Origin of the sequence: Streptococcus sp. OMI750 (genome assembly GCF_047463895.1) — a bacterium.
In the GTDB taxonomy this organism is placed as follows: domain Bacteria; phylum Bacillota; class Bacilli; order Lactobacillales; family Streptococcaceae; genus Streptococcus.
Map to the genome: position 1 here is coordinate 567,865 of NZ_JASHCZ010000001.1, position 16,004 is coordinate 583,868.

10 protein-coding genes are annotated in these 16,004 nt (G+C 33.3%); 6 read left to right on the top strand and 4 right to left on the bottom strand.

Translation table 11 applies throughout. The annotated features are described in order from the left end of the window. Positions 1 to 160: 160 nt before the first annotated feature. Positions 161 to 1,171 carry a DUF1002 domain-containing protein gene (locus tag QM830_RS03005; RefSeq protein ID WP_009731027.1) on the top strand — a complete coding sequence of 337 codons (1,011 nt, stop codon included), beginning with the start codon at positions 161 to 163 and terminating at the stop codon, positions 1,169 to 1,171. Positions 1,172 to 1,440: 269 nt separating this feature from the next. On the opposite strand, the gene QM830_RS03010 is transcribed toward QM830_RS03005, so the two are convergent. The 4 genes from QM830_RS03010 to QM830_RS03025 form a co-directional block, all read right to left on the bottom strand. Then, positions 1,441 to 2,679, bottom strand: coding sequence for a tyrosine-type recombinase/integrase (locus QM830_RS03010; RefSeq protein WP_414260213.1), 1,239 nt, complete (start codon positions 2,677 to 2,679; stop codon positions 1,441 to 1,443). Beyond that, on the bottom strand, positions 2,679 to 2,873 hold the full coding sequence (locus QM830_RS03015; protein ID WP_414260211.1) for a DUF3173 domain-containing protein: 195 nt from the start codon (positions 2,871 to 2,873) through the stop codon (positions 2,679 to 2,681). The genes QM830_RS03010 and QM830_RS03015 overlap by 1 nt, the downstream gene beginning before the upstream one ends. A gap of 235 nt (positions 2,874 to 3,108) precedes the next feature. After that, positions 3,109 to 4,539 (bottom strand): hypothetical protein, encoded by a 1,431-nt coding sequence (locus QM830_RS03020; RefSeq protein WP_414260210.1) that lies wholly within the window; start codon positions 4,537 to 4,539, stop codon positions 3,109 to 3,111. A gap of 475 nt (positions 4,540 to 5,014) precedes the next feature. Beyond that, positions 5,015 to 6,025 carry a site-specific integrase gene (locus QM830_RS03025; RefSeq protein WP_414260209.1) on the bottom strand — a complete coding sequence of 337 codons (1,011 nt, stop codon included), beginning with the start codon at positions 6,023 to 6,025 and terminating at the stop codon, positions 5,015 to 5,017. 923 nt (positions 6,026 to 6,948) lie between these two features. Here QM830_RS03025 and QM830_RS03030 point away from each other — a divergent pair. From QM830_RS03030 to QM830_RS03050, 5 genes are all read left to right on the top strand, one after another. Further along, on the top strand, positions 6,949 to 7,347 hold the full coding sequence (locus tag QM830_RS03030; protein WP_414260207.1) for a hypothetical protein: 399 nt from the start codon (positions 6,949 to 6,951) through the stop codon (positions 7,345 to 7,347). Positions 7,348 to 7,727: 380 nt separating this feature from the next. Further along, complete coding sequence (locus tag QM830_RS03035; RefSeq protein ID WP_414260206.1) at positions 7,728 to 10,292, top strand: type I restriction-modification system subunit M; 2,565 nt, start codon at positions 7,728 to 7,730, stop codon at positions 10,290 to 10,292. Then, positions 10,292 to 11,473 carry a restriction endonuclease subunit S gene (locus tag QM830_RS03040; protein ID WP_414260205.1) on the top strand — a complete coding sequence of 394 codons (1,182 nt, stop codon included), beginning with the start codon at positions 10,292 to 10,294 and terminating at the stop codon, positions 11,471 to 11,473. The genes QM830_RS03035 and QM830_RS03040 overlap by 1 nt, the downstream gene beginning before the upstream one ends. Before the next feature lie 33 nt (positions 11,474 to 11,506). Next, positions 11,507 to 14,641 carry a type I restriction endonuclease subunit R, EcoR124 family gene (locus tag QM830_RS03045; protein ID WP_414260204.1) on the top strand — a complete coding sequence of 1,045 codons (3,135 nt, stop codon included), beginning with the start codon at positions 11,507 to 11,509 and terminating at the stop codon, positions 14,639 to 14,641. A 44-nt stretch (positions 14,642 to 14,685) separates the two neighbouring features. Beyond that, complete coding sequence (locus tag QM830_RS03050; protein WP_414260202.1) at positions 14,686 to 15,795, top strand: hypothetical protein; 1,110 nt, start codon at positions 14,686 to 14,688, stop codon at positions 15,793 to 15,795. Positions 15,796 to 16,004: the final 209 nt, after the last annotated feature.

The window sequence follows — 16,004 nt, forward strand, 5'->3', positions numbered from 1 at the left end:
TGCATTCTTAAAAGAAATGTAAGCTTCTTTTAAGAAAGAAACGATATAATAAACATTGAAGTGAATAACTTTTTTATTGACTTCTTTTTTTCATCTCTAGTCAGGTGAAATAGTCAATAAAATATACTCAGCGTGGATATGAGATAGAAAGAAGAGAGAAATGAAATTAAGAAAAATTGCTTTATTTGTAGCGTCGACAGTTGCCCTCTTTAGTGGAATTCCACATGTTTCTGCAGATAGCAATGTCCAGAAAGTCATTGATGAAACTTATGTCAAACCAGACTATGTTTTGGGTTATTCTCTAGACCAAATGCAAATTGAGCAAACCTTGAATTTGCTGAACTACGATAGTTCAAAAGACAAAGAAGAGTGGAAGACCATGACACCAGAGGTTTACTCTTCGATTATGAACGTTGCGAACGATGATAGTCTAGAACTCTATTCCTCCGTTAAAATTCAAAAGTTAGGCAAAAATAAGCCACTAGAAGTGAATATCGTGACACCTCAAAACATCACCAAGGTTACTGCAGATATGTATCGGAATGCGGCTGTTACACTTGGATTAGAGCATGCTCAAATTACTGTAGCTTCACCCATTCAGGTAACTGGGGAAAGTGCTTTGGCTGGTATTTATTACTCATTGGAAAAAAATGGTGCCAAGGTTTCTCAAGAAAGCAAAGATCTGGCTCAAGAAGAATTAACGACCTTGGCTGGGATCAATGAAGAGAATGCTGGCAAGAAAAACTTCGATGCAGATAAGTTAAACGTCGCATTGACTGACATTAAAACAGCAGTAGCCAATGCCAAACAGAACAATCAGGATTTGAGTAAGGATGATATCCGGAAAATCGTCGAAGAAACCCTGAAAAACTACAAGTTAGATACGACTGTGACAGGCGACCAGATTAATTTGATTGTCAATTTCGCAGTGAATCTTTCAAAGAGTAGTGTTATCAGTAGTAAAAGTTTTACCAAGACATTAACGGATTTGAAAAATAGTATCGTAGACAAGGCGGGCGATACCTTTAACAATATCAACATCAATTTTGATACAGATTCTATTTTAAAAGACAGTGGTAATTTCTTTACAAATGTGTGGAATGCCATTGCCGGATTCTTCGGAGCTATCTGGGATATGATTGTCAAATTCTTTAGTAGTTTGGTTGGATAAGTAGAAATAGGAAAGCACTCCTGACAAGACATCAGAGTGCTTTTTGTGTGTGATTTCCCATTTTTAGAACTGCTAAATTCTTATTTAAAGCTCGTGAATCAAGGTCCCCCGGACCTTTAACTCGCTCTATTGTTTTAAAGCTCGTGAAAAAAAGGTCCCCCGGACCTTTTTTTTATTCCCACTCAACGGTTGCAGACTCCTCAGGAATAGCTATATAATAGGCTTTTTGAGGAGTTAGTAATTCTTTGGTGGGGTTTTTGGTGGGAATGTTATTTTGAAATTGATTGGTTCCCGTTGAAATGTACTAAGCTAGAAGATGGAAAAGAAACATTAATAATTCCTACCATTTCATTAGTGATAACTTCATCAGCGCCATCCCATAGATGTGAGTAGTGTTTCAAGGTGATTTCAGGAGAAGAGTGTCCTAAACGTTTTGATAGAATAAGTACAGAAACATTTAATTCATTAATTAGTAATGAGGCGTGGCTGTGCCTAAGACCTTTCGCTTGGATAGGCTTTACGTGAGCAATCTTGGCGTACCTTTTAATAATCCTTGAGATTGTAGATTTCAACATAGGTAAGCCATCGTATGAAAAGATAAAATCGTTCTCGTGTCCTAGTCCAATCTTTTTTTGAGCTTCACGCCATTTTTTTAACACATCAATAGTATCTTTATCTAAACAAATCATCCTTTTTCCGTCTTTACTTTTCGAATAAGAATTGCGAGTCCATTCTTTTTTGTTTTTAACAATAAGCATATGATGAACTCGTAGGCGTTGCTTATCAAAGTCAACATCATTCCATTGAAGGGCACAACCTTCATTTACACGTACGCCAGTCATGAAATATACCCAAATCATCACGAAGTTTAAATGTTCATATACATCTTCAATGTAAATTTTCGAAATAACAGCTTCAAATTCGCTCTTAGTCCAATATGGGACATTACTTTTTCCTTTAGGAATTGCATTAGATTGCTTAGAAATGTTTTTTTCCACATATCCCATTTGCAAAGCATAGTCCAATGATTTCCTAAACATGCCAAAGATGAGGCTAGCATATCCTTGTGAATATCCGGCACCACCCTCATCTTGACTAGTCAGTAACCATGTACGAAACATCTGGACTTGTTCGAGTGTTATCGAACGAAGTGTAGTGTCACCAAAACGATCACAAAGCTGCAAAAGATTTTTCTCTCGAACTGAAAATGTGCTGTGCTCAACTGTTGTTCTGTAATATGGAATATAATGTTCTTCCATAAATTGCCGATATTTCATTCGGTAGTTAGAATAACCTTGGGACTGATGATATTCATGTTTCAGCCGAATTAATTCTTTATAAGCATCTGCGGCCGATTTAAATGGGTTTCCATGCTGATCTACCCTAGATTTCTTTCGTACACGTTTCCCAGTAACTCTATCTCGACCAAATTCAGTTTGAAGAAAATATTTTCCGTCTTTATCAGAATATACTCCAGGAAATTTTGTTTTCTGTTGATATTGTGGCATTATTCCCCCTCGTGAAGTGAAACACCCAGAATTTCTTCAACAGCACTGATTGGGACGTGCCCTAAACGTCTATTATTATAAAAGGCATACCCCTTTTGTACCATAATTTGTTTAGCTTGTCTAATAATTGAAATAGCAGTATAGGTATTGTAGCCCATTGTAATTAAATCTTCTTTGTTAACGGTTTGTTTCATAATCAATAAACCTCTTGAAATTTCTATAATTTATTGCGATAATAGTAGTAAGTAATACGTATTATTGCTTAAATATTCCGAGTTTGTTTCTTTCACCGTCCAAAGTTTAGAAACAAGCTCTTTTTTATTTTTACTAAAAGTGATTTTCATATCATTATCCTTTAACTTTTTGAATATTAGCTGATGTACATATTTACATATGTATCAATAAAATCAACGTTTTTGATCATTCAACTTAACAATCTGTATTAAAATTATTAGTTTCTTTTGTTTCTTCGATAAACCTATTTAAAATTTTATTTAGTAATTTATCTCGATCATCACTTCTGGTATTTGAGCGAATTGTTGACTCAAAAATGGCATTTCGTTCTTCTAAAGAGTAGCATTCTAATGAAATCTTCTTACATTCAACTGAAGTTGAGATTTTATAGGTACCTAAGCTATTAACTTTTGCATCTTGAATTGCCTGGTACATGATTGTTAAGATTTTTCGAACATGCCAACTTGTCATTTTCCCAAATGTGTGGTTTTCTCCAGTTTTTAATTCGTGTTTTTGGAGTCTAGTAAGAATTCTTCTTTTAGTTGAAGCTCTATTTGACTTTAAAAATTTTAAGGGTAGAAATGAAATAACTTCTTCATCAATCAATTTTGATAATGTTGTTTCTGATAATTCATCAATAATGTAAGTTAAAAACTCAGTTAAGTACTCGTTTCGCTTACATTCCTTATAAATTTTTTTTAACTTTTTGTTACACCAAAAAACTGATTCTTCTATAGCTTTGATGTATTCAACGATAGCTAATGAAATTACAGATTCAAGATACTGAATAATTTTATTTTCGTTTAAATCCGATAAGTAGTGGGAACCTAATTTTTTAGCTATCCAACGATCAGCTAGTTCAATTTCGTACCTGAATACTTCCAGACCATCTAGTGTTGAATTATTCTTACGAATTTTCTTTTTCTTTTTTGCTTTTTCAATCTTATTATAAAATGTATGTTTTTCGGCATTACAAATTGTTGCGGTTAAAATTGAAAAATCATTTTTATTTCTACTGGTTCGATGTTTTTTTAAATCAGCTTGTCTACCTCTTGCAAGTGATTTGAATAATAATTGTCGCGTTTGGAGAGATGGTAGTTGATCGAAAGCAACTGTAAAAGCTAATTCAATTTTTTTAAAGATAACATTATTCAAATCATAAATAATTTCAATATTATAATCATCTTTCAACTTCTTTAGCACATTTTCTAATCTACCCCTAATACCTTCAATATTAGTGGTCTCAAAATTAATATTGGGACTGTTAAGTTGGATGACAGCATATTTTTTCACATATCCCAGTTCTTTTAAACTAATAATTACTTTCCCAATATCTTCAGATTGAATGGTAATTTTATTTAAAGAATTATTAGGATTAAATTCTAACGATGCAGTTTCACGATAAAATAGCTTAACAAGTGCTTCGTCATCAATTATTATTGTAGGATCAGTAATTGATACGACACAATTGTCAAATCCCCAAAAACAAGGGATCTCGGAAAAACACGATCGAATTACATTTTCGTTATTTAGCATCCGTTGTAATTTTTCTTTTTCCCTCAGCTTTTGCAGCTCTAATTCACCTTCAGATAAAAATCTTTTCTTAGATTTCTTTGTATTAAGCATTTGTTTTCCTTTCCGTCTTTCTTTTGAAAGACACTTTTTTGATTTTTTTGAATAAATCAATCTATTCGTATAAAGTATGCAATAAAAACTCAAAATTAATTGAAAAATGGGAGAAAAAAATCTCATTTTTGGATTCCTGACTTTTGTTTTTTTCGAAAAAGACATCAAATAAGCTTAATTTGGCTTTTTTCTACATAATACTTATACGTAAGAAACAGTTAATCAACTTGCCTATTCAATCAATTTATATGCATACGACTTTTGAAAGCCCCCTTTCTTTTTGATTTTTTTGAATAAATCAATCCATTCGTATAAAGTATGCCATAAAAACGCAAAATTTCTTGAAAAAAAAGAAAAAAAAGCTCTCATTTTGATTCCTGGCTTATGTTTTTTCGAAAAAAACATCAAATAAGCTTAATTTGACTTTTTTCTACATAATACTATCTATTTCATTCTATACGTCAGAAACAGTTAATTAACTTGCTTGTGCAATCAATTTATATGCATATGATTTTTGAAACTCTTCTGGTCTATTATGTCCGAGAGCACGAGATACAATTAAGCAGGCCTTTCGATCCAGGACGACTCCCCTTAATTCTCCTCTTAGAAAAATTTTTTCTTTTTTATTCTTGATATCTTTGAGATCTCTTGCGACAAGAAGATAAAGTCGTTTTGCATATTCTGCTCGATATTTATGTGGCTTTAAAGCAGTTGGAACTTGAAACACACGCTTTTTACCAGCTAGCTTAAACTCCTCAACAAGCCTCTCTAATTCTTCTTTGTCTCGTGTGATAATCGGAACCCAACGATCTCTAGCTCCTTTTGTTTTATGCTTTTTACCAATGATTTTAAGATAGTATCGACCATCTTCACGTTGGTGTAGAGAATCACCTGTAATTGCCTTTAATTCATTTTTTCGTAGCCCAGTGGCAGATACGATTGAAAACCAACGATTATTCGTTTCTTCAGACATTCTGTCGTCATTAGATTTTAAGCGATTATTCCTTTTGTTAGCTCGATATCGAATATCTGTAGCAATAAAAGCAGTAGAAGACACGCCTAAAACTTTTGCCAATGCTGCTTTATAGGTTGACTGGGTTGGTGCAGAAAGCCCAGTTTTTTTACAATGTTCTAAGTATTGATTTACTAAGTCAATCCATCCATCTACATTCTTAGATTTTTCAAGAGCTTCTAACTCTTCGGCAGTAGCTGTTGCAGCAACAAAGTAAGCGAATCTGCTCCAGGAACCAGCATAGTTATGGAGCGTTCGATCGGTATGAATTAAATGAATATCCTCTCCTGTTTTTTTGGATTCATTTCGCTTGATACCTTTACCCTTCTTGAAGCGCGTGACTAGATTAGTTAAACCTTTTGATTGGACGAATTGTTTACGGCCTTCGAAAGTAGTTAGAGAATCCATTTGTTCTTTCTCGGCTTTCTCTCTAGCTTTTCGTCGTTCAGAACGACTTCGTTTCTTCTTTGACATAGTTCTTTCCTTTCTATAGAAGATAATGTACGTTTAAAGAAAATCTTAACAAGAATCTTAAGGTCTTTTAATTCAAGTTGAAGTAGTGCAGTGACATAAAGCTTGTATTCACTGATTAGTATCTTCCCTTTGCTAAGGGCGCTTCTTAATTGATGGCTAAGAAGTTAACCAAGCCATTTTACAACATGACAAGTTGACTCAATTCAAATAAGATGTAGAGTTCCACCTTACAGATAAAAATCTGTTGTTTTTTTCTTTTTACTCTTTTTCAGGTTTAAATGCTTTAAATTTAGCGACTGAGATAAGCTAGTTTTTTTGTATTTGATTTTTTTGACTTTTGTTATTTACTTTCGTTCTTATACTCTTATACTCTTATACTTTACTTTGTTATGATCAAAAATTTTTTTACTGCTATTGACATTACTTTTATTATCTATACATTTTTTTACTGCTATTGACATTACTTTTATTATCTATACATTTTTTTTAGTTAGTGAAATACAAAAATTGGTTCTTTCTTAACTCAGCTTAAACCTGCTGTTTACACGATAGCTACCTCCTTTTAAATATTAAAAAAAACGTAGCTAATTAGTTACGTCTCTACTTAATCAATCTTTAGATATCTATAGTATGCCATAAATTGATCATTATAAAAAACAAATTTTCTTTCTCTTTTGTGTTATACGGTTTTATTTGGGACTGTGTGTTTAGCGTGACTTTCACATACGTTTCTGTCAACGCTAAACACACTGAAAAATCAAAATTACAAAAAATGGAGAATGAGAGAGAGGTATAAGTACAAAAAATTCTAAAAGTAAAAGAATACCTCTTTCGTTTTTTATAATCTTTTATTTTTATGATTTGAAAAAAATGGCATACTATTTGATGAACATAAATTTAAAAAAATTTTGGAGGTAACTAGTATGTTCGAATTATATTTTATTATTCTTTGTAAGACTTTTTTTCATTATCGGAGGAAGTTTGAAAACTCATTTATTTGTATCCCGAAAAAAACGGTGTATGATTTTGAAATTAAGGAATCTGAAGGGGGAATGACGTTTAGACAAAAAGAAAATAGTATTGTCTATGTTTCATTGTTTTCAACTGGAGGAAAATACGTCGCGCTATATTTAAGAGATCTTACTCCTGCAGAATTTTCTAATGTAATCACATCTTTAATTACACTTAAAACTGATATTGGATATGAGAGATTGATTTCTATGCTTTTATCTGTAGAAAATGAACATCGTGTCGAGTTGCTAAAACATTGTCACAAAAAAGCTCAACATAATTTTAATGAAATTATCAATAAGTTTTACTAATTTTAAAGAAGTAAAGAAGTTGTGATTTACTAACTATAGTAATTTGAGATTAATAATTACTTCAGCAGAATAAAAATTATCCCATGAGAATGTAGATAAGATAAGTGTGTAGTAGTAGAATCATTCTATCGCAAATTATCTTATCGATTTTAAAGTTAATTATTAAAAAGTGGACTATTGTTTACTTTTTTTGTACATCAAAGTTAAGTTTATACAATAAAACATAACGACCATATCAGACATAATTCCTTATTTTATGATATAATTTTAAAGATAATATATTTTAAATTTGGCCTATTATAAAGCCAATGATTGCGGTTTCAGCTAATAGTTATTTTAACAGTTTATAATTATTTGAATGACGTAAAAAGGGGAGTTAAATGATTACATCAGAAGAAATTAAAGCACGTTTATGGAATGGTGCAAATGAATTACGTGGGTCCATGGATGCTAGTCGGTATAAAGACTACATGTTGGGCCTTATGTTTTATAAATTTTTGAGTGACCAGACTCTGAAAACATTTGCGACAACCGCTGGTATTTCAAAAGAAGATGATTGGTTTGAAGAATATAAAAATGCTCATCAAGAATATGGGACTGAACTTGAAAAAATGATTCAGGACATCTTGGGATATTTTGTTCGTCCTGAACATCTTTATCAAACATGGGTCCAAGACATGAATGCCGGGAATTTTGAAGTCCAGAAAGTAACTGATAGCCTTAACCAATTCGAACGTAGCATTGCTGTTACTAATGATTCAGATGATTTCAAAGGTCTTTTTTCAAGTTCAACGCTTGATTTAACTGATACAGCTCTAGGAAGTAATTTAAATGAGCGTAATAAAAATATTCAAGCATTAATCCGATTGTTTGAAGATTTGGATATGGTAGCCCTACAAAATGGTGATGTACTGGGTGATGCTTATGAATATCTCATTGGCCAGTTTGCCATGGAATCTGGTAAGAAGGCTGGGGAATTCTACACGCCACACCAAGTAAGTGAAGTCATGGCTCAAATCGTTGCTATAAACGAGAATATTACTTCTATTTATGACCCGACAGTAGGTTCAGGTTCTCTTTTATTAACGGTTAAAAAACACTTATCAGAAGAAAAACAGAAAAGTCTCAATTACTACGGACAAGAAAAGAATACAGCGACTTACAACTTGACTCGTATGAATCTCTTACTTCATGGAGTTCGTCCAGAGAAAATGAGCATCAAAAATGGGGATACGCTGGGGCAAGATTGGCCAGAAGATCCGGAACGTCCAAACGAAGGGGTACAGTTTGATGCAGTCGTTATGAACCCTCCATACTCTATAAAGAATTGGAATCGTGCTGGACTGAAACCAAGTGACCCACGTTTTGAAATCGCAGGTGTCCTTCCTCCAGATTCAAAAGGAGATTTTGCCTTCCTCCTTCATGGGCTATATCACTTGTCTACTACAGGAACTATGGCCATTGTTTTACCACACGGAGTGCTTTTCCGTGGTTCTGCAGAAGGTGAAATCCGGAAACGTTTATTAGAGAAAAACCAAATTGATGCAGTTATTGGTTTGCCAAGTAATCTCTTTACGAATACAGGCATCCCAGTTTGTATCATTATCCTAAAGAAGAACCGTGAATTAAATGAACCTGTTCTTTTCATTGATGCTTCTCGTAACTTTATCAAAGTCGGGAAACAAAATGCTCTCCAAGAAAAAGACATCGCTAAAATCGTAGATGTTTATCAAAATCGTATCGAAGAAAAAGGATATAGCCATTTGGCTAGCCGTCAAGAGTTGATTCAAAATGAGTTCAACATGAATATCCCTCGATACGTAACTACGATTGATGAAGAAGTCCCTCATGATGTAGATGCACATTTATACGGTGGTATTCCTGAAGCTAACATCAAGAGTTTGTCTGCACTTCATCAAGCAGTACCAGAAATACTTGAGAAAGAAATTTCTGAAAAACGCCTAGGCTATTTTGAATTAATTCAGCCAATTGAGGAGTTTTCAGAAGCTGTTCTAAACAGTAAAACAGTAAAAGAAGAAACAGTCCGAGTAGTAACTTCTATCCAAGAGTATTTAGACGAATACTGGGTGAAATTGCACCAATTAAATCTTGATTTGACACCTCGTCAATTAAAAGAGGCGATGTTGAGTGCGATAAAAACTCGATTATCAGAATTTCCACGGTTGGATATCTATGATGGATATCAAATTATTGCAGAGATTTGGACTAAATACCTAGGTCATGATATAGAGTTTATCGATCAATTAGGTTTCTATGAAGCTGGTCGTACTCGTGAACCCAATATGGTAACGAAAGGTAAGAACAAGGAAAAAGTTCAGGATGGCTGGAATGGGGTTATTATTCCTAATGAACTAATTGCTAGTGAACTTTATAGTGAAGAGTTGGCTACCATTGATACACTTAAGTCACGTATTTCTGAAATTGATGGCGAGTTGAGTGAGTTAGTCGAAGATGCAAAAATAGAAGATAGCGATAAATACAATGCTCTCTTTGATTCTCTTAAAAAGAACGAAGAAGGTGAAGCGCAAGACAGCTTTGAGAACAAACTAGTAAAAGCCAGCTTGAAGGAAGCTGCAAAAGGATCTCTTGAGTATGAACTTCTCAAGAAAGTAGATGACTTAACTAAAGAAAAGTCAGCAGTTAATAAAGAAATTAAATCTAAAGAACTTGAATTGAAAGGACTAATTGCAGAACGAATCCTACAATTGACAGATGAAGAAGTAGATCAACTCCTTTACAAAAAATGGTTTGGTTCTGTGATTGAAAAAGTTGAGGAACTAGTTAAATCACCTCTCAAAGCTGAGATTGCAGTCCTAGAAGAACTCAATAAACGTTATTCTGAAACTTTGGATAGTCTAGATGGTGAGATTGCTATACTAGAGAAAGAACTAGAAGCAATGATGAGTGAATTGGTGGTGTTATAATGACAAATAATAAACATGTGCCGAAGAGACGATTTAAAGGGGTTGAATTAGAGGGTGAGTGGGAAGAGAAAAGATTAACTGATTTTATAGAATTGTATAACGGTTTAACCTACTCTCCTAATGACGTACATAAGACTGGAACTTTAGTTTTACGATCATCAAATATTCAAAATGGAGAAATAATAAATGCCGATAATGTTTATGTTGTACCAGATAAAGTAACATCTGAAAACGTTAGATTAGGTGATATTATTGTTGTTGTAAGAAATGGATCTCGTTCTTTAATTGGTAAACATGCTATGGTTAAAGAAGAAATGCCAAATACAGTTATTGGAGCGTTTATGTCAGGTATGCATTCTGATCATTCTTCATTTGTAAACGCATTATTAGATACGCCTAAATTTGAAAAAGAGATAGAGAAAAATATGGGCGCTACCATTAATCAGATAACTGGTGCAATGTTCTCGAAAATGGATTTCAAAATTCCTTCCGAATTTGAACAGGATTGTATTGGAAAGTTCTTTTATTCTATCGATTTTCTTATCACCCTCTATCAGCATAAACTTGACAAACTGAAAAATCTTAAAAAAGCTTATCTTGCTGAACTCTTCCCAGCAGAAGGAGAACGAGTACCAAAACGGCGTTTCCCTGGTTTTGAAGGGGAATGGGAAGAGAAGAAGTTGGGAGAAGTTGTAGAGAAATTTGATAATCTACGTATTCCAGTTGCCTCTAAAGATCGTATAGCAGGTAATATTCCTTACTACGGGGCCAATGGAATTCAAGATTATGTTGAGGGTTTTACACACGATGGAGAATTTGTTTTACTGGCTGAAGATGGAGCAAATGACTTGAATGATTATCCTGTTCAATACGTAAATGGGAAAGTTTGGGTGAATAATCACGCTCACGTTATACAAGGGAAAAATAATTTGATAGATAATAAATTTTTATTATTCGCTATTAAACAAATACAGATGGAACCTTATCTAGTTGGTGGAGGACGTGCAAAGTTAAATGCTGAAATTATGATGAATTTACCTTTGACTGCCCCTGAAATTTCAGAACAGAGAATGATTGGAGCATTCTTGATGAAAGTTGAGAAACAAATTTCCCTCCAACAACAAAAACTCAATAAACTAAAAGATTTGAAAAAAGCATACTTAAATGAACTCTTTGTCTAAGGATATAGGAAGTCATTCTAGAAAGGAAACCCTATGGGTCGTATCAACAAAGACGCCTCTGAGAGACATTTTCAGGATGAATTTGTCAAAGAATTAACCAAGTTCAGATGGCAAGCTCCAGATAAACTGAATGGTAATATTCATAAAGTGACTGTTCAAGATTTGATTGATAACTGGAGAAGTGAACTCAATCGTATTAATGCTGATGTCCTAGAAGGAGTTGCATTAACGGATAGTGAGTTTGAGCAAGTTATGTCCAAAGTCAATCAAATCTCCAACAGCTATGAAGCTGCTAAGATCTTATCTATTGAAGGATCAACTGGGAAGATTGCTGGTATTTATCGTGATGCACATCCCAATATTACTAGAAAACAAATTACTCTAACTATTTTGAAAAAAGCTCAAGTAAGTGGTGGGGACTCAAGTTATCAAGTTGCTCGTGAAGTATCAACACCTAACGGAAGCCGTTTTGATATTGTCCTGTTGATAAATGGCCTTCCTTTGATTAATATTGAGCAAAAGCGAAGCGATAAGGATTTAGACGAGGCTTTCGGCCAATTCATACGCTACTATAAAAAAGGAGAGTATACCAATAACTTCATGGCTTTTTCTCAAATGATGGTAGTAACGACAGAAATTGAAACTCGTTATTTCGCAACTCCAAAATCCATTAATGATTTTAATGATGCATTCGTCTTTCATTGGTCGGTGACACAAAAAGATAAAGAAAACGGTGAAAACTTGGGTCAACGTGTCCTAACGGATTATAGGGAAGTAATTAAGCATTTTCTTATGGTACCGATGGCTCACCAAATGGTGGGAGACTATTTGATTATTGATGAAGATCCTGATAACAAAGAGAACAGACGCCATATGTTAATGCGTCCGTATCAGGTTTATGCATTACAAGCTATTGAGAAAGCAGTCTTTGGTTGGGACAATCCGGGCAAAACACCACATGGTGGGTTTGTATGGCATACTACAGGTTCAGGAAAAACAATTACCAGCTTTAAAACTGCTCAGTTTTTAGCTACTAGAACAGACTTTGATAAAGTAGTATTCTTACTTGATAGACGAGACTTAGATGAGCAAACGTCAAAAGCCTTTAAAGCTTATTCTGTTTATGAATCTGTAGAGGTTGATGATACTAGTAGCACTTATCAGTTGAGAAAACAAATTATGGCTGCAAAGAGTGGAATTGTAGTTACTACCACTTTTAAATTGAGTAACTTAGTAAGAGATCTTCTTGATGCTCAAGATTATAGTTTATCTGATAAGAAAATTGTATTTATTATCGATGAAGCTCATCGGACAACAATGGGCGACATGATGGGACAGATTAAAGATTATTTCTTTAAAAATAGTTTGTTCTTTGGTTTTACCGGAACCCCTTTGTTTGATGAAAATAAGGTTAAGGGCAAGATTAATGAACGTAGTGAGGTCATTAATACAACTGAAAAACTGTTTGGCCCACTATTGCACCAATATACAATTGATGAAGCGATAGCAGATGGGAATGTCTTAGGCTTTCATGTCGACTATATCAATACGGGTGAGTTTAAAAGTTATGAGGACCTCCGCGAACAACTGATTGATATTTTAGTCGAAAGAAATCCTAATGAGCTACAAAGAGATGTTGAACGGCAAGTACGACAATGGACGGAATTGGAAGTAGAAAAGAGCGCTGTTACAGAGGGACTATTATTTTATCAGGATAAGTATCATATACCAAGAGTTGTAGAAGAAATCCTTTCGGGATGGGATTCGCAATCTCAACAGGGAGAATTTAATTCGATTCTAACGGTTGCATATAAAGACCGTGTTATCAATTATTATCACGAATTTAAAAAGCAAATAGCAGAAAGATTCCAGGAAGGTGATTCTAAACCTAATGTCGTTATGACGTTTAGTTTTGGTAATGAAAATGATACTGATAATGTCGTTAATGGGGTTATAGAGGAAATGTTTGAAGATTATGCTAAAATCACTGGCATTAAGTTCCTAGTTGGCGATAAAATTCGTGGTGAAAAAGCTTATTTTGAAGATATCACTGCTCGTGCTAAGCGTGGAGGTAGAGGTCGAAATCCTAAGAACATCGATATCTTAATCGTTGCAGACCAATTACTAACTGGATACGACGCGAAACGTCTAAATACACTTTACGTAGATAGAAGATTAGAACTTCAAAACTTGATTCAAGCCTATTCTCGTACTAACCGTATATTTGGTTTCTCTAAAGAGTTCGGCACGATTATCAATTTCAAATATCCGAGAATAACAGAATCTCGAGTGAATGAAGCCCTTCGTTTATATGGAAGTGGTGGAAAAAATAGTAGAGTGCTAGTCAAAAAGTATTCTGATGCGGTAATAGAATTAGCTGATAAGTTCGCCTGTCTAAAAAAAGAGTTAGAAGATCCTGAAAATTGGGGAACTATTCAAAATGATGCTGAAAGAAAAAATCTCTTCAAAAAAGCATTCAAAGAAGCGGCAATCCATTTAGGGAAAATAAAACAATATTATGAGTATTCTTGGGATGATAAAGCATTCGGGATGACTGAACATACATTATTAGTGTATCTAGGAGCTTATAAAAATTTATTTCCTAAAGAAAAAGGACAAAGTGGTTCAACAGGTCCGGACATTGACAATATTGTAGGGCGCTCAAAACTTCAAGGAACGCAAGTTATTGATGCGCAGAGCATCTTTACATTGATTGATAAAAAAACATCGAATAAGAATGGTGTATTGGTTATCAATGATAATAACTGGAATTTGATATTTGAAGAGATTCAAGAGCTCAGTAAATTAGGGGAGAATGAATTAGCCAAGTCTCTTAAAACCTTTCTTGATGAAGAATTAAAATCAGAACATTTATCCGCAGATACGGATGTTTACACAGCCTTTAATGCATGGCAGGAAAATAGACAACTGAAACTTGTCGAAGAATTTGCGACAGAGTGGGGATTAGATAGTCTATTACTTACTAAATCGCTGAAAGCTTATGACTTGAAAAAACCAGATGAAATTCCTTTCAGGGAAGATATCGTAAAAACACTTGATGCGACTAAGGCAACCAGTGGATTTTCTGGAAGTAAACTCAAACTTAATATGGAGCTAAACAAAGTCCTTCCAAGTTGGATGCAGGAAGTGAAGATGAAGTTTAAATAAAAATCGATTAACCAAATCACTTATTTTATGAAAGAAGAAATATTATGAAATTAAGCATAGTTATTGAATACAATGTAAAAAATGTTAATGATAAAGAACTTAATAAAAATATTAAATTTGAATATTACAAGCGAGTTTATAAAGAAAATGGTGAGACAAAAGAGCAAATATATGCTGATGATGTGAAATTCGAAAGAAATAAAATTTCAATCGAGTGTAAACGGACCAAATCAATTGATTTAAATAATTGTTGGAAAACAAAAAAAAGCAACTTTAAAAGATGTATTGTATCATCACTATTTTATGTCTATAATTTTTATAAACAGCCAATAGAAATTAAATCAATAGTAATTAGTGATGATATCAAAGGTGAAATTGCTATTCCGTTTGTTCAAGAATTTGGGACACCACTTCCAGATAGTTTTGTGATTGATGAAAATATTGAATATTTGTTTAAGATGATTAGTAATAAGGAAGTTTCTGATGTAATTTATAGAGTTCTTCATTCGCAAGTATTATATACTGAAAATAAAGATTTTTACAATGCGTATCGTTCTTTTAATACCATGTATACTTTTTACTACACCTTTCACAATAAACTAAGACAAAAAGGGGATGACAATACGGTCGACAAAGTTGCCATAGTATCTTTGCTGCGATTGAAAAATATTGAGTCAAGTTTAACAAATTCAATTTCTTTATCAGAAGCTTTTTTTGTAAATAACACTGATGAATTATACAAACTAATTATTGTATGGCTTATAAGTGAAAATGTCGAAAAGCATCAGTTGAATGGTAGAATTTGTGATCAAGATTTTAAATATACTAACATAAATGTTCTAGAGTTAATTAAGAGAGTACTGGAAAGTTATTATCTAGTTACTGATAATTATAATTCTGTTTTAGATAATTTTAATAAAAGGTATAAAAAAAAGAATGAGTCTTGCAAAATTAATTATCTACAACTGATTGCTGTTTATGCTCAATATAGAAGGAATAAACTTTTACACGGTCAACATGTTGACTCTACATTTTTAATTCCTGATGTCAATGCTGACATTCTATCACTTATTTCTGAAATTATATTTCAGTTTAGTATAGATTTAGTTAATAATATTGACAAAAATGATTTTAGCGAAGCCAAAATTTTTTAAAATTCTTGTATAACAATTAATTGAAATCAATTCAACGAAATATAAGTTGATTGAAAGGAATGATCCCGTCCCTCACAAACTAGGTGGTAAAAATTAAACTTTTGGAGTCAGTACCTTTTTTGAAAAATCTATCTTTATTTTTATAGAAAAATGGCATAATAATAGTATAGATAAAAAACAAAGAAAGGCAGTGGTGAACTGTCTTTTTT